At 44.5% G+C, this 18,160-nt stretch carries 18 protein-coding genes; 14 read left to right on the top strand and 4 right to left on the bottom strand.

The genetic code is table 11. The features are described from left to right. The first annotated feature begins 44 nt into the window (after nt 1–44). Entirely contained in the window at nt 45–1,481 is a 1,437-nt protein-coding gene (locus COP04_RS11810) for an amidase (protein WP_239984847.1), read from the top strand. A gap of 348 nt (nt 1,482–1,829) precedes the next feature. Here COP04_RS11810 and gpmA read toward each other — a convergent pair whose 3' ends face one another. Beyond that, entirely contained in the window at nt 1,830–2,573 is a 744-nt protein-coding gene (gene gpmA / locus COP04_RS11805) for a 2,3-diphosphoglycerate-dependent phosphoglycerate mutase (RefSeq protein WP_100488208.1), read from the bottom strand. A 321-nt stretch (nt 2,574–2,894) separates the two neighbouring features. Between gpmA and COP04_RS11800 the strand changes: the two genes are divergently transcribed. The 3 genes from COP04_RS11800 (at nt 2,895) to COP04_RS11790 (ending at nt 4,985) form a co-directional block, all read left to right on the top strand. Then, on the top strand, nt 2,895–3,674 hold the full coding sequence (locus COP04_RS11800) for a threonine/serine exporter family protein (protein ID WP_100488207.1): 780 nt from the start codon (nt 2,895–2,897) through the stop codon (nt 3,672–3,674). A gap of 26 nt (nt 3,675–3,700) precedes the next feature. Beyond that, nucleotides 3,701–4,174, top strand: a complete 474-nt coding sequence (locus tag COP04_RS11795; protein ID WP_193437468.1) for a threonine/serine exporter family protein — start codon at nt 3,701–3,703, stop codon at nt 4,172–4,174. A 109-nt stretch (nt 4,175–4,283) separates the two neighbouring features. Further along, on the top strand, nt 4,284–4,985 hold the full coding sequence (locus tag COP04_RS11790; RefSeq protein ID WP_100488205.1) for an SGNH/GDSL hydrolase family protein: 702 nt from the start codon (nt 4,284–4,286) through the stop codon (nt 4,983–4,985). 70 nt (nt 4,986–5,055) lie between these two features. Here COP04_RS11790 and COP04_RS11785 read toward each other — a convergent pair whose 3' ends face one another. Beyond that, nucleotides 5,056–7,164, bottom strand: coding sequence for a DNA topoisomerase III (locus COP04_RS11785; RefSeq protein ID WP_100488204.1), 2,109 nt, complete (start codon nt 7,162–7,164; stop codon nt 5,056–5,058). A gap of 232 nt (nt 7,165–7,396) precedes the next feature. Here COP04_RS11785 and COP04_RS11780 point away from each other — a divergent pair, with 232 nt between their 5' ends. The 5 genes from COP04_RS11780 (at nt 7,397) to COP04_RS11760 (ending at nt 13,200) form a co-directional block, all read left to right on the top strand. Next, nucleotides 7,397–7,831 (top strand): Hsp20/alpha crystallin family protein, encoded by a 435-nt coding sequence (locus COP04_RS11780; RefSeq protein ID WP_100488203.1) that lies wholly within the window; start codon nt 7,397–7,399, stop codon nt 7,829–7,831. A gap of 354 nt (nt 7,832–8,185) precedes the next feature. Beyond that, on the top strand, nt 8,186–9,943 hold the full coding sequence (locus COP04_RS11775; RefSeq protein ID WP_100488202.1) for an ABC transporter transmembrane domain-containing protein: 1,758 nt from the start codon (nt 8,186–8,188) through the stop codon (nt 9,941–9,943). Further along, complete coding sequence (locus COP04_RS11770; protein WP_100488201.1) at nt 9,940–11,736, top strand: ABC transporter ATP-binding protein; 1,797 nt, start codon at nt 9,940–9,942, stop codon at nt 11,734–11,736. Before COP04_RS11775 ends, COP04_RS11770 begins: the two co-directional genes overlap by 4 nt. Before the next feature lie 507 nt (nt 11,737–12,243). After that, a complete protein-coding gene (locus COP04_RS11765) occupies nt 12,244–12,558 on the top strand; it encodes a hypothetical protein (RefSeq protein ID WP_100488200.1) in 315 nt (104 codons plus the stop codon). Between the two features lie 240 nt (nt 12,559–12,798). Next, a complete protein-coding gene (locus COP04_RS11760) occupies nt 12,799–13,200 on the top strand; it encodes a hypothetical protein (protein ID WP_100488199.1) in 402 nt (133 codons plus the stop codon). Between the two features lie 67 nt (nt 13,201–13,267). Here COP04_RS11760 and COP04_RS11755 read toward each other — a convergent pair whose 3' ends face one another. Then, complete coding sequence (locus COP04_RS11755; protein WP_100488198.1) at nt 13,268–14,419, bottom strand: mechanosensitive ion channel family protein; 1,152 nt, start codon at nt 14,417–14,419, stop codon at nt 13,268–13,270. A gap of 151 nt (nt 14,420–14,570) precedes the next feature. On the opposite strand from COP04_RS11755, the gene COP04_RS11750 reads away from it, so the two are divergent. From COP04_RS11750 to COP04_RS19620, 5 genes are all read left to right on the top strand, one after another. Next, complete coding sequence (locus COP04_RS11750; protein WP_239984845.1) at nt 14,571–14,933, top strand: GntR family transcriptional regulator; 363 nt, start codon at nt 14,571–14,573, stop codon at nt 14,931–14,933. Further along, the gene (locus COP04_RS11745) at nt 14,933–15,799 is read left to right on the top strand and encodes an ABC transporter ATP-binding protein (protein ID WP_100488196.1); all 867 of its coding nucleotides are present in this window, start codon (nt 14,933–14,935) and stop codon (nt 15,797–15,799) included. The genes COP04_RS11750 and COP04_RS11745 overlap by 1 nt, the downstream gene beginning before the upstream one ends. 452 nt (nt 15,800–16,251) lie before the next feature. Then, nucleotides 16,252–16,656, top strand: coding sequence for a DUF4064 domain-containing protein (locus tag COP04_RS11735; protein WP_100488194.1), 405 nt, complete (start codon nt 16,252–16,254; stop codon nt 16,654–16,656). Between the two features lie 39 nt (nt 16,657–16,695). Further along, nucleotides 16,696–17,337 carry an ABC-2 transporter permease gene (locus tag COP04_RS11730; protein WP_157800277.1) on the top strand — a complete coding sequence of 214 codons (642 nt, stop codon included), beginning with the start codon at nt 16,696–16,698 and terminating at the stop codon, nt 17,335–17,337. Nucleotides 17,338–17,368: 31 nt separating this feature from the next. Next, nucleotides 17,369–17,527, top strand: a complete 159-nt coding sequence (locus COP04_RS19620; RefSeq protein WP_157800276.1) for a hypothetical protein — start codon at nt 17,369–17,371, stop codon at nt 17,525–17,527. An 85-nt stretch (nt 17,528–17,612) separates the two neighbouring features. Here COP04_RS19620 and COP04_RS11725 read toward each other — a convergent pair whose 3' ends face one another. Continuing rightward, on the bottom strand, nt 17,613–18,038 hold the full coding sequence (locus COP04_RS11725; protein ID WP_100488192.1) for a VOC family protein: 426 nt from the start codon (nt 18,036–18,038) through the stop codon (nt 17,613–17,615). Nucleotides 18,039–18,160: the final 122 nt, after the last annotated feature.

The following is an 18,160-nucleotide window of genomic DNA, read 5'->3' as shown; positions in this document are numbered from 1 at the left end:
AATCACAAAAAGTTAACTAAAAGATCAGTAAAGGGGGTAGTGTTTTGTCAGAGATTCATTCTCTCAGTGCCATAGAATTAAAACATGCATACATGGAGGGTCGCCTGACTCCCTCCGAGGTTGTCAAGGATGCTCTGGAGCGTATTGACTCTTTGAACCCGCGGTTTAATGCTTTTGTAACGCTAAACCGAGAACAGGCACTGGAACAGGCTGAGTCAGCAGGTAAAAGATACAGGGAGCGGAATGCCCGGCCACTCGAAGGCATTCCCGTAGCAATCAAGGATTTGACAAACACAGAAGGGTTGCGTACAACTTATGGCAGCCTGGTTTATGAAAACCATGTCCCGGATCGCGACGCAACAATTGTTTCACGATTGAAATCGGCCGGTGCCGTGATTCTCGGCAAGACAAACACACCTGAATTTGGACACAAGGGTACGACCAACAATCGATTGTTTGGCGCTTCACGAAATCCCTGGCAACCCGATAACGGGACGGGGGGATCAAGCGGAGGCTCGGCTGCGGCCGTTGCAGCCGGATTTTGCCCACTGGCGGAAGGGAGTGATGGGGGAGGCTCGATTCGTATTCCATCCAGCTTGTGCGGTGTCTTCGGTTTCAAGCCGAGTTTCGGGCGTATTCCCGCAGATAACCATCCTGAAGATCTCTTTGCAAATACAGTACCCTTCATCAGTTATGGTCCGATAGCCCGCACGGTATCAGATGCTGCGTTGATGTTTGATGCAGTGCAGGGTCCGTCATTGCTTGATCCGTATTCGCTGGACCGGATGAATCCATCCATATGTGAAACACTTGGGGAAAAAATAAAACCGTTCCGTATCGGTTATACATTAGATTTTGGCATGTATCACGTGGATGCAGAAATTCAAAACGTTTTTGAAAGAACACTGAAGAAATTGGAAGAGTCCGGTGCTATCATCGAGCCGGCAGACATCCGAATGGAAAAAGATTTGCGGGGTTATGTCCGCTTTTTTAATCGCCTGTGGATGATTGGGCTTGCAGTAAGTACAAAAGACTTAATGGCAGGCCATCAGAATGAATTATCTGAAACGCTGGTTTCTATGATTCACAGAGGAGAAAATGCGACTGCCGAAGAGTTTTTGAATATGAATCGTTATCGGACTTATATCTGGAAAATGTTTCAGGAGCAATTTGAAAGATATGATGTTCTTGTCTCTCCGACGCTTGCCGCAGTGGCATATCCCTATGAGGACGAAGGACCGGCCCATGTCAATGGGCAGAAAATAAATCCGGAATCCGATTGGATGATGACCAGTCCGGTAAATTTGACGGGACAGCCGGCATGTTCCCTTCCAATCGGTTTTACAGCTGCCGGTCTTCCTGTCGGCATGCAATGCATCGGACGCCGGCTGGATGACAGAGGCCTGTTTCAATTTGCACAGTGGTCGGAGACAATACTAAATGTACCCACTTTGGCGCCCATTGAAATCTCGATGGACTAATGAAAGAGGTTAATATAGTGTTAAATTAATATATGATAACCTTTACATTTTAGATGAAAAGGGTTACAATGACCATGTTGAACGTGATTTATATGTCCAATGTAATACTTTGCACTTAGCGTGATTACCCAGCTTTATTGACACGCCTGCTGCCCGTTTGAAGTGTCGGCTGCCCATGCCGGCGTTCACGATCTTTCATATCAGTGATGGAAGGGGAGCATGAGCGGATGGGCTTGTGTCCTCGTCTTCCGAATGATTCGGGGGACTTTTCTTTTTGGGCAATTTTCATCCTGATAAAGAAAAAACACCTTCGCAGATGCGAAAGTGTTCCATAAAAAATAGAACGAATTATTTTGTTTCAGCAGACGGAAGAACTTCTTTGTCTAAAGGTCCGTTTTCACCGAGATAATAGCGATTTAACGGCTTGAGATTTTCATCGAGTTCATAAACCAGCGGAGTGCCTGTAGGAATGTTCAAGCCAACGATTGTATCGGCAGAAACATTGTCCAAATGCTTGACCAGAGCGCGAAGTGAATTGCCGTGAGCAGCGACAATCACTTTTTTGCCGTCCTTGAGTTGAGGAACGATTTCTTTGTTCCAGTAAACGAGCACGCGATCAACCGTATCCAGAAGATCTTCGGTCAGCGGTTGTTCAGCTTCAGTCAGGTCTGCATACCGTGGGTCGTTCAACTGGGCAATATAGCGTTCATCATCCTTAGTCAGTGCAGGAGGCTGGATGTCTGCGGAGCGTCTCCAGATATGTACCTGTTCGGCACCGTATTTCTCTGCAGTCTTCGCTTTATTCAAGCCCTGAAGCGCGCCATAATGGCGCTCGTTCAGACGCCATGTATGTTCTACAGGAATCCATGTCAGATCAAGAGCGTGAAGGACATTCCACAACGTATGATTTGCTCTCGTCAGTACAGAAGTATAGGCAAGATCAAAAGTGTAGCCATTCTTCTTAAGGATTTCCCCGGCTTCAGTCGCTTCCTGTTCTCCTTTTTCAGTTAAATCAACATCTGTCCAGCCTGTGAACCTGTTTTCCAGATTCCAAGCGCTTTGTCCGTGGCGGATCAATACAAGTTTAACCATTTGGTGAGTCCACTCCTCTCAATTTTGAAAAGAAAATTGATCACTCTTACAGTGTCTCAAAACATTATAGACGGAATTGTTTTCATCTGAGCAACGCTTTGAAACCCTGTTCAGAGTATCGGCAAAAAGCAGCCCTTTTACTCGAAATCACTTGCGTCAAGCGGCATAGAATGACGAAACAGTGATTTTTCACATCAATTAATTATAGCATGCTTTTTGCCATTTTACATTTTCATCTATTAAAACAATGTGAAAGTCTTGTTCCTATCGGATAGTCATATTATAATAAGCGTACTCAAAAAAGAGAGAAGCTTATCAATCATGGATGGTTTCCATAGAATCAATGATTCAAATGAGAAAAATGTTACGCATGAAGTTGCAGCAGTCTGCGTTTTGGCCGGCAAAATTCTCCTGGAAAACGGCGCAGAAACATTTCGCATTGAAGATACAATGAATCGTCTGGCAAAGAGCTTTTCTGTCGATCAGGCACAGAGCTTTGTGACGCCCACCGGGATCATTTTTGCCATAGAGGGCTGTGACGTAACTCAGCTTGTAAGAATTACCCATCGCAGCACAAATTTGCGCAAGGTGACTGAAGTGAATAGTCTGTCCAGGGAAGTAGCCGAAAAAATGATAGAACTTGAAGCAGTCCATCGCAGGCTGACGGATATTGACCGGTCAGCCAAAGTGTATCCTGACTGGATGCAAATACTGGCTGCTGCGGGTGCGAGTAGCTGCTTTCTGCTCATGTTTCTTGGAAGGTGGGAAGATGCGCTTCCGGCCTTTATCGCCGGCGGGACGGGGCAGGCAGGAGCCATTTATTTTCACCGTCTGACAAAGGTGAAATTTTTCTCCGAGTTTATGTCGTCCATTCTTGTTGGCGTGATTGCAGTTTTGAGTGTTAAAATCGGAATGGGTTCAGAACTGAATAAAATTATTATCGGGGCCGTCATGCCGCTTGTTCCCGGTGTTCCGATCACGAATGCTGTACGCGATGTGATGGCAGGGGATCTCGTGTCAGGATTGTCTAAATCGGCGGAAGCCGGTCTGACCGCTTTTGCCATCGGTATCGGTATTGCCTTAGCTTTATCAATTAATTGAAGGTGAATGATTTGGCGTATGCAATGATGTTCGCTGTACAATCTGTGACGAGTTTCCTGGCAACATGTGCCTTCGGTATCATATACAATATTCCCCGCAAACCGCTGTTTCATGGCGGGCTAATTGGAATGATTGCCTGGCTGATCTATTTTTTCCTGTATCAGTGGAATCGTAATGATTTTGTCGCCACATTTGCTGCCTCCTTTGTAGTCGCATTAATGAGTCAGGTCTTCGCGAGGTTATATAAAAATCCTGTAATTGTCTACAGCGTAGCGGGCATTATACCGCTTGTTCCCGGAGGTCTGACTTACTCGGTCATGAGCCAGGTAGTCGGAGATCAGTATAATTTGGCCATTCATCTGGCCGAGAAAGCTTTTGTGCTCTCCGGAGCCATTGCCATGGGGCTGATATTCGCGGAAGTACTGTATCAGATCTTTAAGAGAAACTTTCTGCACAACATGAAAAAAATAAATACGCGTGTTGCTTTTTTGAAAAAATAGTCGTTTTTCTGCCCCGGCACTGTAAAATTGGGAAGTCATCTGATAATATGTACGTAAAGGTTTCGACCGGCGGCTACAATAAAGCCGGGAAGATCAGGAGATGATTCACTTGAAAATTGTATGCTTCGGTGACAGTGTGACTCGTGGAATCACTTTCGTACGCGGTAGATTCAAAATCATCAGAGACAATTATCCTGTACTTCTGCAGCGCCTTCTTGGCGATCAGGACGAAGTGCTAAATAAAGGCGTTTTTAATGACAATTCTGATTTACTGGTCGAGCGTCTGGACAAAGATGTATTGCAGCTTCATCCTGATCTTGTCCTGATTAACATTGGCGGCAATGACTGTAATTTTCGCTGGGATCAGGTTGCTCAGCTCCCTGAAGAAGAGCATGTACCGATTGTGCCATTAAATCGTTATCTTTCAAACATCAAACAGATTGTCCGTCAGATTTCGGCTTCCGGGGCTGTCCCGGTCGTGCTCAGCCTGTTGCCGCTCGATCCTGCCCGGTATTATCATTCACTGATGGAGCATTACAGTCACTCGATTGGGCACTGGATCAGCTGCTGTGGAGGAATTGAACATTGGCATGGCATGTACAACCGCTCGCTTAAAGAGATGGTTCACTCGTCAGGTATTCCGAGTTTGGATATTCGCTCAGCTTTTAAAAGCAAGGGAGATTTTTCAGATCTCATTAATGAAGATGGTCTGCATCCGACAGCCAAAGGGTATGCTGTCCTCGCTGAGATTGTTTTTTCGGCTATTCCAGATTTGAGACTTGAAGTCGGGAAAGTGCATGCGTTAACTTGATTGCTCATTAAAGGAAAAGCAGTAAAAGAGAGACCGGTTTCGGTCTCTCTTTTACTGCCAGTTCATTTTTTTATTTTGGATGGTTTTCTCTAAGGGCGGCTTGCAATGCATCGGCGAGACTGTTTCCAAAATCCTCAGTGTTCTTGTTTATTTCGTTCAGCAAATGTCTCGTTTCTCGTTTATCTGCTTTCTTCTCCGCTTTCACTGCTTTTTCGACGATTCCGCAATTCCGGCACTGAAAATAGACGCCGGCTTTTCCTCGATGCAGCTCCATTTTTTTATGACAATGGGGGCAGCGATGGTTTGAAATTTTGGGATCTTTTCTTTTCCGGAAACCACACGAACGATTGATGCACACAAGGACACGACCACCGTCGCGATCTCGTGATTCTTTCATCAGTGACCCGCATTCGGGACATTTTGTCGCTGTCAGGTTTTGAATTTTATAGGCCTGTTCGCTGTCTTTGACTTCACTTACAAGCTGCTGCGTCTGCAGGCGGATATTCTGCATAAATCGGGCCGGATTTCCCGCTCCTTTTGCGATGTTTTCAAGCTCCTGTTCCCACTTTGATGTTAATTCGGGAGATTTCAGCTCCGGATTTACCAAGTCAATCAGCTGTTTACCCTTTGACGTGGTGCTCAACCTGCCGCCGGCATTGCGTTTGATGGATTCGGATTGAATCAGTTTTTCAATGATATCGGCTCTTGTGGCAGGTGTACCCAGACCGTATTTTTCCATTTGTGTCAACAGGTCAGCCTCGGAGAAGTACGCCGGAGGTTCAGTCATTTTTTGCGAAATTTCTACTTTGCTGACCGGAAGAATTTGCCCTTTCACAAGTGATGTATGCGGCTGACTGCCATGGCTTGTTTCCCGTTGTGCCACTTGCCGGAATCCCGGATCAAGTTCCACTGTCTCGCGAATGATCAGTGTTTCGCCGGCTGTATCAAGAATAGCCCGTCTGTTTTCATACTGATATTCGGGATAAAAAAGAGCCAGGAAACGGGTGATGACCATATCATACAAATTCCGTTCGTCAGTTGAGAGATCATTGATAAAAACCGGCTGCTCGGTAGGGATCAGTGCGTGATGGTCGCCTACCTTAGAATCATTATATACAAATTTCGCCAGAGCTTCGCCTTTTTTCCTGTGCAGGATTTGCCGCGTTTCTTCCCCGTAAACTGAAGATATGGCCTTTAACCGTTCGGGCATGGTCGCAGCGATATCTTGGGTGAGATAACGGGAGTCTGTCCGCGGATAGGTTACGATTTTGTATTGTTCATACAAATTCTGAAGCACATTGAGCGTTTTCTTGGCAGAAAATCCGAGACGTCTGTTTGCATCCCGCTGCAGTTCTGTCAGATCATAAGGGAGCGGCTGGCGTTCTGATTTTCTATTGATTTCTACTTTCTGGACAACCGCATTCCGTTTGCGAAGTTTTTGAAGAATCGTTTCAGCGTCTTTTTGGTTGAAGACTCTTGTCTGATTGCCACGCTGCCAAACCGCGGTATATTCCCCTGCCTGCGCCTGAACGGTCCAGTAAGGCTCCGGGCGGAATGCATTGATCGTGCGCTCCCTGTCCAGAATCATGGAGAGTGCGGGGGTCTGAACACGCCCTGCTGATAACGAATCATTAAACTTCGTGGTCAAAGCACGCGAGACGTTCAGCCCGACCAGCCAATCGGCTTCAGATCGGCAAACTGCAGAACGATAAAGCTTATCATAATCACTGGCTGGTTTCAAATTTTTGAAACCTTCGGTGATTGCCCGATCAGTCTGCGATGAGATCCACAGTCGCTTCACAGGTTTTCTCCAGTTTATTTTTTCTATAATCCAGCGGGCAACAAGCTCGCCTTCACGGCCCGCATCTGTCGCAATAACAAGATCATTCAAATCTTTTCGCATCGCGAGCTGGCGAATCGCATGGAATTGCCCGCTAGTCTGTTTAATTGGCTTGATTTCCATTTTTTTCGGGATAATCGGCAGGTCTTCCATCCGCCACGTCTTAAAGCGACTGTCATAATCCTCAGGCATTTTTAATTCAATTAGATGTCCCAGTGCCCAGGTCACGACATAGCGGTCGCCCTCAATATAATTTCGATTGACCGTCCGGCAGCCAAGCACGCGGGCAATTTCTCGCGCTACACTGGGCTTTTCCGCCAGAACGAGTGATTTTACCATAAAAAAACATCCTTTCCAGTCCATCATGGGGCTCTCATTTGAAGCAATAGTCTAATGCTATTATATCGAAGCAGGGGAAAAGTTTCAGGAATGATACATTTTTATAAAAGGTCAGTAAAAGTCAAATATATTTTGACCTTTACTGACCAAAGAGCTATAATATTATTGTATACGATAGGGATACTAATTAAATAAGTACAGATGCCCTACAAAATTCAAGGAGGAATGCTTTATGGCAAATCTGTATCCAACAAAAAAAGATCGTGACGGGTTTTTTGATTTTCTGCCTTCCTGGTTTGATGAATGGGGTCACAATTTCTTACGCAATCCAAGTGTTCAGCCCTTTGCGGCTGACGTTGAAGAAAAAAACAACGAGTATGTTGTAAAAGTGGATCTTCCGGGTTTTAGCAAAGACAATATCCATCTCGATTTTGATCAGGGCATACTGAGCATTCAGGCTTCACGTGAGCAGGAAAGCAGCGAAAAAGCAGAAGATGGAAGCTTCTTGCACAAAGAACGTTCTTCGGGTTCATATGTTCGCAGGTTCATGCTCGACGGTGTAGATGATGGAAAGATCAAGGCGTCGTTCAAGGACGGTGTTCTGAACGTGACTCTCCCAAAAAAAGAGGAATCACAGAACCCAGGCAGACTCATCTCGATTGATTAATCCAAATTTTTTAAATGGGATCGTTTTTCATGCGATTCCCATTTTTTTGCTTTTTTGATGTTTACTTAGCCTGAAAAAACTTATATAATAAACACATTGGTTTCGAATAGAAGAGGAGGTGAGTGTCATGAAATTTTCATATGCTGTGGCTTTTCCGGTTCGCGGAATTCAATTTACTGCTGCTAATGATGTTTTGACACTCATCTCTTTTTCCGGGCGTGGATAATAAATAAACGTTATTTTTGATGTGAGTTTATTGTTATTTTAAAGCCGTAGGAGAAAGGATTATCTTTTCTCCTACGGCTTTTTTTGCCTGAAATAGTTAGTGGTATTGCATTAAGGAGGTTTGTACTGTTGCGTATTTTTATCGACTTATGGTGGTTTTTTAAACAGGAAAGGTACAAATATTTATTCGGTATTATTTTTCTTATGCTTTCCAGCTTTCTTTCTCTTATACCACCTTACGTTGTCGGTATCATTGTCGACGACATCAGGAAACGGAACCTGACACTTCTTGTGCTGGCCGAATGGGTGGGTTTCCTTATCCTTGTCGGGGCTGTTTATTATTGTACGGGTTATATCTGGCGACAGCTGATTTTCGGCTCATCAATTATTCTGGCCAAGCAGCTTCGGAATGATTTGTATAAACACTTTACGAAACTGTCTCCTGATTTTTATCAGAAACGGAGAATCGGTGACTTGATGGCTCATGCGACGAATGATATCAATGCCGTACAGGGTGCGGCAGGCGATGGCATTCTAACCCTTGTCGATTCGATAACAATGGGCGGCATGGTCATCATCGCTATGGTGACGCTGATCAGCTGGAAACTGACGGTCATTGCGCTTCTGCCCATGCCGGTGATGGCTGTCCTGACAATGTATTACGGATCTTTGCTGCATAAGCGGTTTGGAATTGCACAGGCGGCTTTTTCAGATTTGAACGACAAAGTTCAGGAAAACATATCGGGTGCCCGTGTTATCAAAGCCTTCGGGGAAGAAAAGGCACAGGTCAGTACGTTCCGAAAAGCGTCCAGAGATGTTGTAGATAAGAATTTGGCGGTCGCAAAAATTGATGCACTATTTGATCCGACGATTACTTTTATTGTTGCGCTCTGTTTTTTTCTCGCTTTGATATTCGGGGCGGGATATGTGGTCCGGGGAACCCTCTCTATTGGGCGTCTGACCAGTTTCACTTTGTATCTCGGACAGCTTGTCTGGCCGATGCTTGCTTTTGGTTTTCTTTTTAACGTTGTAGAACGCGGAAGCGCTTCGTATGATCGCATCCGGCGCTTGCTTGCCGTCCAACCACAGATCACAGATCAGAAAGACGCGTCCACGGCTGTGCCAAGCGGGGATATTACGTATGCGATCCATTCATTCCGGTATCCTGGCAGTAACAGCGCTGCACTGTCTGAAATCTTTTTCTCAGTGGGAAAAGGTCAGACACTGGGCGTCGTTGGCAAAACGGGAGCAGGTAAAACAACTTTGCTTCGGTTGCTGCTCCGCGAATTTGATTTGCGGGATGGCGCGATTGAAATAGGGAATGTGCCTATCAAAAGTGTCACCCTCGAGGCATTGAGAAGCGCCATCGGCTATGTTCCACAGGACCACATTCTTTTTTCAGCAACAATTGCCGAAAACATTGCTTTCGCGCGACCTGAAGCCACCCAGGGAGAAATAGAAAGAGCGGCGAAATTGGCCAGTATCCATGAAGATATTCTGAACTTTGTGGATGGATACGGGACTATTGTTGGCGAGCGCGGAGTGACCTTGTCAGGCGGACAGAAACAGCGCGTATCGATTGCGCGGGCTTTGCTCGCCGACCCGGAAATCCTGATTTTTGATGATTCGCTTTCCGCTGTCGATGCCCGGACTGAGGTGGCTATTCTTAAAGCTTTAAAGAAAGAGCGTCAATATAAAACAACGGTTATCTCCGCACACCGCCTGAGTGCCGTTGAGCATGCGGATCAGATTATCGTGGTGAATGACGGAAAAATCAGCGAGCGGGGAACACATGAAAAATTGATGGCTGAAGGCGGTTGGTATGCAGAAATGTATGCCCATCAGCAACTGGAATCTCTCGTTTCTGAAGGAGGAGGAAGCCAATGAGAGCAGAGATGAATCCCGTACAGGAACAGCGTGTGGAAAAACATGTGATGAAACGCCTGATGTCTTATCTGGTACATTTTAAAAAAAACCTGATTCTGGCTTTTTCGCTATTGATTATTGCGACAGTTTCGGATGTACTTGGCCCCATTGTAATGAAGGTTTTTATTGATAATTATTTAACACCGCGCCATTTCCCATGGCTGCCGCTGACACTGCTGGCCGCGGGTTTTATCGGATTATACGCCATATCTGCGCTATTTAATTACTTTCAAGTGCTGCTTTTCCAGAAGATAGCATTGAATGTGGTTCAGAAAATGCGAGTTGAAGTGTTCAGTAAGGTTCAGCATTTGGGTTTGACTTTTTTCGATCAGACGCCGGGCGGCAGTCTCGTATCCAGAATTACTAACGATACAGAAACGATCAAAGATCTGTACGTCAGTGTGCTCTCAACCTTTGTCAGCAGTGGAGTTATGATGATGGGGATTTTTGCCGGCATGTTCTTTCTCGATGTCCGCCTGGCCCTGGTCTGCCTCATTTTGATGCCTTTCTTGCTGCTACTGATGTGGGTTTACGGCAGGCTCAGTTCAAAAGTTTACCGGGTAACGCGAGTTAAACTCAGCCAACTGAACGCAAAACTGAACGAATCACTTCAGGGCATGGCGATGATTCAGGCCATGCGCCAGCAGAAGCGTCTGCGCAGGGAGTTCGGTAAAATTAATGATGAACACAAGACGGCTATGCTGAAAAGTGTCAGACTGAACAGCCTGATGCTGCGTTCAGCCGTCTATTCAGTCTATCTGATTGGCCTGATCATGATTCTGAGTTTCTTTGGTGTCCAGTCCATCGGTGGCATCGTACAGCTTGGCGTGCTTTACGCCTTCGTCAACTACTTGGACCGCTTCTTTGATCCGGTCAACCAGGTGATGCAACAACTAACTCTTTATCAGCAGGCCATGGTTTCGGCGGAACGCGTTTTTGGGCTGCTTGATGACAAGCGCATGGCACCTGTCCAGCATGGATCTGAATCACCAACAATTGAAGAGGGACGTGTGGAATTTAGAAACGTAACCTTTTCCTATGACGGAAAAACAGACATTTTGAAAAACATCACTTTTACGGCGAATCCGGGTGAGACGGTGGCACTGGTCGGACACACTGGAAGCGGTAAGAGCTCAATCATTAATCTCCTGATGCGCTTCTATCCTGTAGAGCATGGCGGCATTTATATTGATGGAAAATCGCTGACGATATACTCAGATGCGGAAATGCGCAGCAGGCTGGGGCTTGTCTTGCAGGATTCTTTCATGTTTGTCGGCGATGTCGCGGACAACATCAAATTGAGCCGTACTGTATCGGACGAGGAAGTTGAGGCAGCGGCTCGGTTTGTTCAAGCTGACCGCTTTATTGAAAAGCTTCCAGATAAGTATCATGAACAGATCGGTGAGCGGGGTGCGACTTTTTCAAGTGGACAGAGACAGCTGCTTTCTTTTGCCCGGACAATGACACTCAATCCCAAGATTCTAGTGCTGGACGAAGCCACCGCCAGTGTCGATACGGAAACAGAAGAAGCGATTCAGGCGGCTCTGACACGGATGAGAAAAGGGAGAACAACAATCGCAATCGCTCACCGCCTTTCAACCATACAGGATGCAGATCAAATCCTTGTTCTTCATCGCGGAGAAATAGTTGAACGCGGTACGCACCAGTCACTGTTAAAAGAAAAAGGGCTTTATTTTAATATGTATCAGCTTCAGCATGGAAAGACTGTAGAGAATGAAACGATAGCCCGGTGATAGAAACAAAACGTTTTTGAATCGAGTAGGGGGAGATTTCTCCAACCTCTCACACCACCGTACGTACGGTTCCGTATACGGCGGTTCAATAGTTTGAGTGTGCATACTCGAACAGATGGGTTAGATTCTTCAGACCTATCTGTTCGGGTATTTTATTTGTAATCACTCGATGTAAGATATGGGTACAGGCGATACGCCAGTAGCCTTTTCGTGTGTCTGCCCATTCCCACGCCTTTTGTTTCGGCACTTTGAGTTGAACAAGACTTTTATATCTCGTCTTGGTCTTCTTCCACCGTTTCCAAATGATCTGTCGAATTCTTATTAATTTTTTTCTTAGACTACTGGAGAAAACAGCAGAAAGAAGCCTTAATCTGTGCCGGAAGGGCTTCCAAAACATAATATTTAGTAGCTGAGAGTGCTTATCATTCTGCAAATGTGGAAAGATGGCATATAATAAAGGAAGTGATGGATGCAATCAAGAATTAGAGCAAGAGGTGATTTTCTGTCATGGCAAAACAGATTGTTTCGATCAAGGTTCCACTTAAATCCATGAGCACTTTGACGTTGAAGCGCGCGTTGCGTTTGTATGAAACGATAAAAAAGAGTCATTGTACCGCTTATTTTTCAATTGATGGAACAACTTTTTCAATAAATGAAATGCCTAAAACCCTCTCTTTTCTCACTGAGATTAGGAAGAAAGAGATCCTGCTTGTCATTGAAGGAGAAAAGGCTGAACAGCTTTATCAGCAAATTAAAGACTCCATCCAGATTTCAAAAGAGAATGCCCGGGAGAATCCCGGACTTTACCGGCAAAACGGCTAGCACATGGAAGAATAGAAAATGAATATACACAAAGCAGGGCTGCATTTTGTCCTGCTTTGTTGTTTTATTGGGTTATTGCGTATTGTGAAGTAAAATGCCCGCAAGCATGTCTTAACTTCCGGAAGCATACAATGAATCAGCAAACGTTTGCTGCCGGAGCATTGCCTTTGGTCTGTGCAGGTGTAGAAAGGCTGGAGCGTTTCGCACTGAATATGAAAAATTCCGAATGAGGAGGTAGTTATGCACAGAAGGCATGCGGGGAAAATTATAGCAATTGCCGGAATTGCGTTGACGGCTATTCAGGTGATTTTCGGATTTTCATCAATAATCATAGCAAGTCATACAGACGGTAAAGAGGTTTTTGCGCAGATTGGCGGTCGGAATACCGCTCACGGAGCAGTGGACGGTCTTGTCACCTTTGGACTTCAGGCACTTGTTGCCGGTACAGCAGCTATATTGCTGGCTGCGGTGGCATTGTTCCTGATCAAGGAAGGAAGATGGCCGACGCTTTCCGGCCTTCTGTTCATTCTTGCCGGAACAGTGAACAGTATTGTCCTTTTTTCTGCTGGATTGCCTGCCGGCGTTGTGCTGATGGGAGCAGGAATGGCTGCTTTGATCAGAAAGCCGGGCAAAGCTGTTTGACTGTCTGCATTATCGTGTATCTCTGAATAAAAATGCCCGTCTGGCCAGGCTAAGACGGGCGACTTTTTCAGTTTCTGGATCTTGTTTGATGCTGATCTCGAGTTTTTTTTACGCTTGTTTCTTCTTCAGCAACGGGCAATTGGGTGGAAACGGCTTGTTTGGAAGCATCAAAAACCATCTGCGGACGGGTGGTTGCAAGTTCAATATCCTCGTCATCTAATAGAGACAATATGGAAAAATTGAATTTTTCTTTAAGCTTCAACCATTCCTCAAAATCCGTTGTCCGTACAAAGAACTGTATCATCAGATTAATGCTGGAAGCCGTAATTTCATCCAGATAAACCATCATACCTTCCTCATAAACTTCCTGATCGTCCGTCAATAGCTTTCGTATGCGGGTGACGCATTGGGTCAGCTGCTTATTCGATGTATCAAGATCAATAGGTATCCTGAAGGAAACACGCCGTTTGTTCATTCTCGAAAGATTGGTGATAGGCTGCGTTGCAAGTGTCGAATTTGGCACTGTAACCAAAGCCTGATCCGCCGTCCGGATTCGCGTCGACCGAAAATTAATGTCCTCGACAACACCTTCAATGCTTCCTGTATGAATCAGCTCACCAATCGTAAAAGGAGCATCAGTGATAATCACAAAACCGCCGAATAGATTGCTGAGCGTATCCTTCGCGGCCATGGCAAAAGCCAGTCCGCCGATACCAAGACCGGTGATCAAACCGGTGACGTGATAGTTCCACTGGTCAAGAATCAGAACTATAGTGAGGATTGCCACGATGAATTTTGCTAATTTGGAAAGAAACGGAATAATAATGTTATTGAACTGCAAATCAAACCGGTCACCCATGTGATTGAAGAAAACGCCAATAGCGTCAGAAAACAGATAAAAACCCCAGCCTATTGAAAAAGTAGCTGCCGATGTATAAAAGAGCGAGACAACATCCTTCCATTGATGCGGTATCGGCAAATAGGCCAGGGCAAGATAAATCCCTGTTGCTATAAGTATAAAACCGATTGGCCGTCGGAATGCTGTGATCAGCGCATCATCAATCTGGCTTTTGCTCAATTTCGTCATACTTGCGATCAATTTTGGAAAATACTTGGCGAAAAGAATACGGGCAAAGAGAAAAATGATAAAAATGCCAGCAGCTACTGCTCCGTCAGTCCATGTCATCCTTGTTAGCCATTCAAACTGCCCCACTGTCATGTCACTCCGAAAAATTTAATATTTTCTCCTATAATAGCACGTAATAATCAACTCTGCATGAATGCTGGATTAATATTGACAGAATAGCTGCGTCTGTATATATTAAACATATACAGTATAAACAGTTGGTGCTTTTATGGATATTATTCTTATGAATACTTCTGATCTGCCGATTTATCAACAGATCAGAAACCAGGTCGCGGAACAGATCTTACAAGGGCAGCTGCAAGAAGGGAGTCAGCTACCCTCCATTCGTGCGTTGGCAAGGGAACTTTCGATCAGTGTGATTACTACCAAGCGGGCGTACGAGGAATTAGAGAAAGATGAGTTTATCGATTCCGTTCCTGGAAAAGGTTTCTTTGTCTCTCTACGCGATAAAAATGCAATGAGAAAGAAACAATTGGCTGAATTACAAACGCAATTGGAGCAAGTTGTTAAAGAAAGCCAAAAGTATGATATGACTTTGGAACAAATGATTTCATTAATCAAGAAGTGGTACAGGGAGGAAGAATGATGGATAACATTCTTGAATTGAATCATGTCAGCAAGGCATTTAAAGGGTTTGCACTTGAAGATATCAGCTTTTCGCTGAAAAAAGGCTATATTATGGGCTTCATCGGTCCAAATGGAGCGGGGAAAAGTACAACAATCCGCTGCATCATGGATCTTGTTCATATTGACAGTGGCGATGTCCGTCTTTTTGGTGAGAGTTTTAAAAATAACATGAAAGCACTAAAACAGCGCATAGGATTTGTTTATGACCAGGATGTGTTTTTCGGGGAATTAACTGCAGAGAAAAATAAACGGATTGTCGCTCCTTTCTATGAAAAGTGGGATAATGATATTTTTTACCAATATATAGAAAAATTCGGCGTTCCACTTGATAAAAAGGTGAAATCACTCTCTAAGGGAACCAAAATGAAGTTCGCTCTGGCGGTGGCGCTCTCTCATCATGCGGAACTGATCGTTATGGACGAGCCGACTTCCGGACTCGACCCGGTATTCCGAAAAGAGCTTTTGGATGTCCTGCTCGATGTGATTCAAAATGAAAACAAAGCCATTTTTTTCTCAACACATATCACAACTGACCTTGAGAAGGTGGCGGACTACATAACGTTTATTATGGACGGTAAAATCTTGTTCAGCAAGGAAATGGAGAGTCTGTCAGAGTCTTTTTTGCTTGTTAAAGGGCCAAAAAGCGCTGAATCAGAAATAAAGAGGGCTCATCCGATTTCTGTCAAAGAAACGTCACTCGGTTTTGAAGCTTTTATGGAAGGGAATTCGGCGAGAGAGCTCGCAGAGAAATCAAATATCCACCTTGAGCGGCCCAACCTTGATGAAATTATGTATTACCTCGTCAAATCAAAGTCACAGCAATGATAAACATTTCACTAATTTCTCAATGTTCGCTGTCTGAGGGGAGTCAGAATGCGATGTTTCAATTGATGATGAAAGATATTTTTACGAAAAAGTCGGCCTACTGGGATCAATCTTTTTTGGGGTCATGCTTTTGAACACTGGGAGGGTTCGATAAACCGACATTATTTTTCATCCGATGGTGCAAGGCCTCTTCTACAGGCTATATTTCATAGTGATTTTTTCTAAATTTATGGCGGGAATATCCCGGTTTGGGACTCATTTCGGAGCTTCTTTTTTACTATTTGAATTCCCGATTGTCACTATTGTGATCGGAACCCTGTTCATTGTTTCTTATTTCTTTCTGACCACCTTTATCAAAAGGAGGAATTCAAGATGCTGGAAAAACCCGGATGAGAGCTAAGTCGTGAATCATTCCAGTTTTTCAATTTTTACAATACGAGGAGATGCTTTAAATGAAAAGAACAGGTGAATTTGTATTATCAATTGTTGCAGGCGCCATCAATTGTCTGGCTTTAATCTCGGGATTACGCGCAGTTTCGTTGAACCCGTCCGCTTTAAAGCAGCAGCTCAGTGCTGCCGGCAGCCAGCTGAGTGCACAGGAAGTGGCTAACATCATACACTTGAGCCATTTGATCGGAACTTTACTCACTATTTTTTCGGTCATCAGTGTTATTTTAATGCTTGTTGCACTTTTTCTTCTAAAACGCGGCAACAGCCCGAAACTGAGCGGATGGCTCCTGATTCTCACCGGCACCGTCAGCCTGATAGAAGTCATTCCGGCCATTCTCTACATCATTGCCGGAATAATGACCCTCGTCAGAAAGCCAAATGGTAGCTTTTCAAATGCCGGCATCTGAAATTGTGGCCATGGAAGGAGAATAAGGATGATTCACTTAATGGTAAAGGATATGTATACGCAAAGAAAGACAGCTTATATTGCACCGGTTTTTCTGCTGCTTTATATTCTGACATGGGGAAAATCATTCGGCAATAGTGAACCTTTGTTTCAATGGATCAATGGCGTTGGCGTGGCTTTTATCGCTTTCCTCATGGTACTTTACTCAAATGTTACTACGGGTGAAAGCGATAAAATGCAAAACCGGCTTGTGCTCAGTCTTCCGCTGAACAGGCGGTCGGTCGTAGACGCCAGGTACCTCATGATCAGTGTCTGGTGGCTGCTCGCCTGGCTTTCCTGGGTCATTCTGAGTTTAATAGTGAAAAATGTTTTCCATGAATTTGGCGGCCAGATCTTTGATTACAAATTACTGGTTTTCTCTCTTTGCTTTACCTGTATTTTTACATCAATATACTACCCGATTTATTATAAATTCGGCTTTAAAGCTGCTCAATTGATTGTGACGGTTGTCTTCTTCCTGTTTTTGTTTGGAGCGGGGAAATTTTTCTCACTTAAAATCAATACCGGTATTTTTCTACCGCTCTTAAAACATCCGATGATCTCCAGTATCGTTGTGACCGTAATTTTTGTCTGTCTCTCTTATCTTTTATCTTTTTATTTCTATGAAAAAGAACAATTTTAAGCCATTTACCGGTTGAGGGAAGAGGTTCTAGTTGACTCCAAAAAGAAAAAAGTTTTACTATTACGCAACGGCTGCTCTATTTGCTGCCATCGGTATCCTTCAAACCGTTGACGATAATGCATTTGCCGTTTTGTTTTATTTTTGCGCCATTGTTCTTCTTTCAAGGGCTATGCGTTCAAAGAATGAATAGGAAGTTTTATTGAAATAAAAAAGGCGGTTTCTGCCACCGTTTGGTGAACAGAACCGCTTTTATTAGTTACCAGCTAAGGTTCTTGTTACATTTTTCCTTCAGTGAAAATCTGGAAAGTGATTCCGAACTTGTCCGTTACAATACCATAAGCAGGGCTGAAAAATGTATCCTGAAGCGGCATTTTCACGGCGCCGCCCTCACTTAGGGCTTCGAACATCTTTGTCGACTTGTCCTTGTTGTCGGAAGTAATACAAATGGTAACTTGATCTCCGGTCTTGCTGGACTGGCCGGGGAAATTATCGGAAAACATCAGGTCGGAGTCACCGATTTTCACCATTGCGTGCGATACAAGATCCTTTGCCTCTTCCGGTAGAGGGAAGTTCGGATCTGCCGGCATTTCTCCAAAGCTCTGTTTGAACGCAACTTTGGCGTCTAATGCTTGTTCATAGAACTTAATAGCTTCTTCTGCAGTGCCATTCATCATTAAATAGGGGGCTAATGATAGTGCCATGATTGGTTCGCTCCTTTATTCTAATCCGTATAGTTATTACTGGACTACCTTTAAATTATACATGAAAGAACGTATGTTTGCAATCAAAAGTTGCGAAAATCGACACATTTAAGCAGCTAGAG

The sequence above is a fragment of the Sporolactobacillus pectinivorans genome (assembly GCF_002802965.1).
Lineage (GTDB): Bacteria > Bacillota > Bacilli > Bacillales > Sporolactobacillaceae > Sporolactobacillus > Sporolactobacillus pectinivorans.
The sequence above is the reverse complement of the archived record's forward strand: the minus strand, read 5'-3'. Positions and strand labels throughout refer to the sequence as shown.

What these genes read in the sequence shown, in the direction of transcription:
- COP04_RS11750 (WP_239984845.1), top strand. Translation starts at nt 14,571, where the DNA reads ATGAATACTTCTGATCTGCCGATTTATCAACAGATCAGAAACCAGGTC.
- COP04_RS11735 (WP_100488194.1), top strand. Translation starts at nt 16,252, where the DNA reads ATGAAAAGAACAGGTGAATTTGTATTATCAATTGTTGCAGGCGCCATC.
- COP04_RS11765 (WP_100488200.1), top strand. Translation starts at nt 12,244, where the DNA reads ATGGCAAAACAGATTGTTTCGATCAAGGTTCCACTTAAATCCATGAGC.
- COP04_RS11725 (WP_100488192.1), bottom strand. Translation starts at nt 18,038, where the DNA reads ATGGCACTATCATTAGCCCCCTATTTAATGATGAATGGCACTGCAGAA.
- COP04_RS11800 (WP_100488207.1), top strand. Translation starts at nt 2,895, where the DNA reads ATGGATGGTTTCCATAGAATCAATGATTCAAATGAGAAAAATGTTACG.
- COP04_RS11785 (WP_100488204.1), bottom strand. Translation starts at nt 7,164, where the DNA reads ATGGTAAAATCACTCGTTCTGGCGGAAAAGCCCAGTGTAGCGCGAGAA.
- COP04_RS11780 (WP_100488203.1), top strand. Translation starts at nt 7,397, where the DNA reads ATGGCAAATCTGTATCCAACAAAAAAAGATCGTGACGGGTTTTTTGAT.
- COP04_RS11770 (WP_100488201.1), top strand. Translation starts at nt 9,940, where the DNA reads ATGAGAGCAGAGATGAATCCCGTACAGGAACAGCGTGTGGAAAAACAT.
- COP04_RS11795 (WP_193437468.1), top strand. Translation starts at nt 3,701, where the DNA reads ATGTTCGCTGTACAATCTGTGACGAGTTTCCTGGCAACATGTGCCTTC.
- gpmA (WP_100488208.1), bottom strand. Translation starts at nt 2,573, where the DNA reads ATGGTTAAACTTGTATTGATCCGCCACGGACAAAGCGCTTGGAATCTG.
- COP04_RS11760 (WP_100488199.1), top strand. Translation starts at nt 12,799, where the DNA reads ATGCACAGAAGGCATGCGGGGAAAATTATAGCAATTGCCGGAATTGCG.
- COP04_RS11745 (WP_100488196.1), top strand. Translation starts at nt 14,933, where the DNA reads ATGGATAACATTCTTGAATTGAATCATGTCAGCAAGGCATTTAAAGGG.
- COP04_RS11730 (WP_157800277.1), top strand. Translation starts at nt 16,696, where the DNA reads ATGGTAAAGGATATGTATACGCAAAGAAAGACAGCTTATATTGCACCG.
- COP04_RS11755 (WP_100488198.1), bottom strand. Translation starts at nt 14,419, where the DNA reads ATGACAGTGGGGCAGTTTGAATGGCTAACAAGGATGACATGGACTGAC.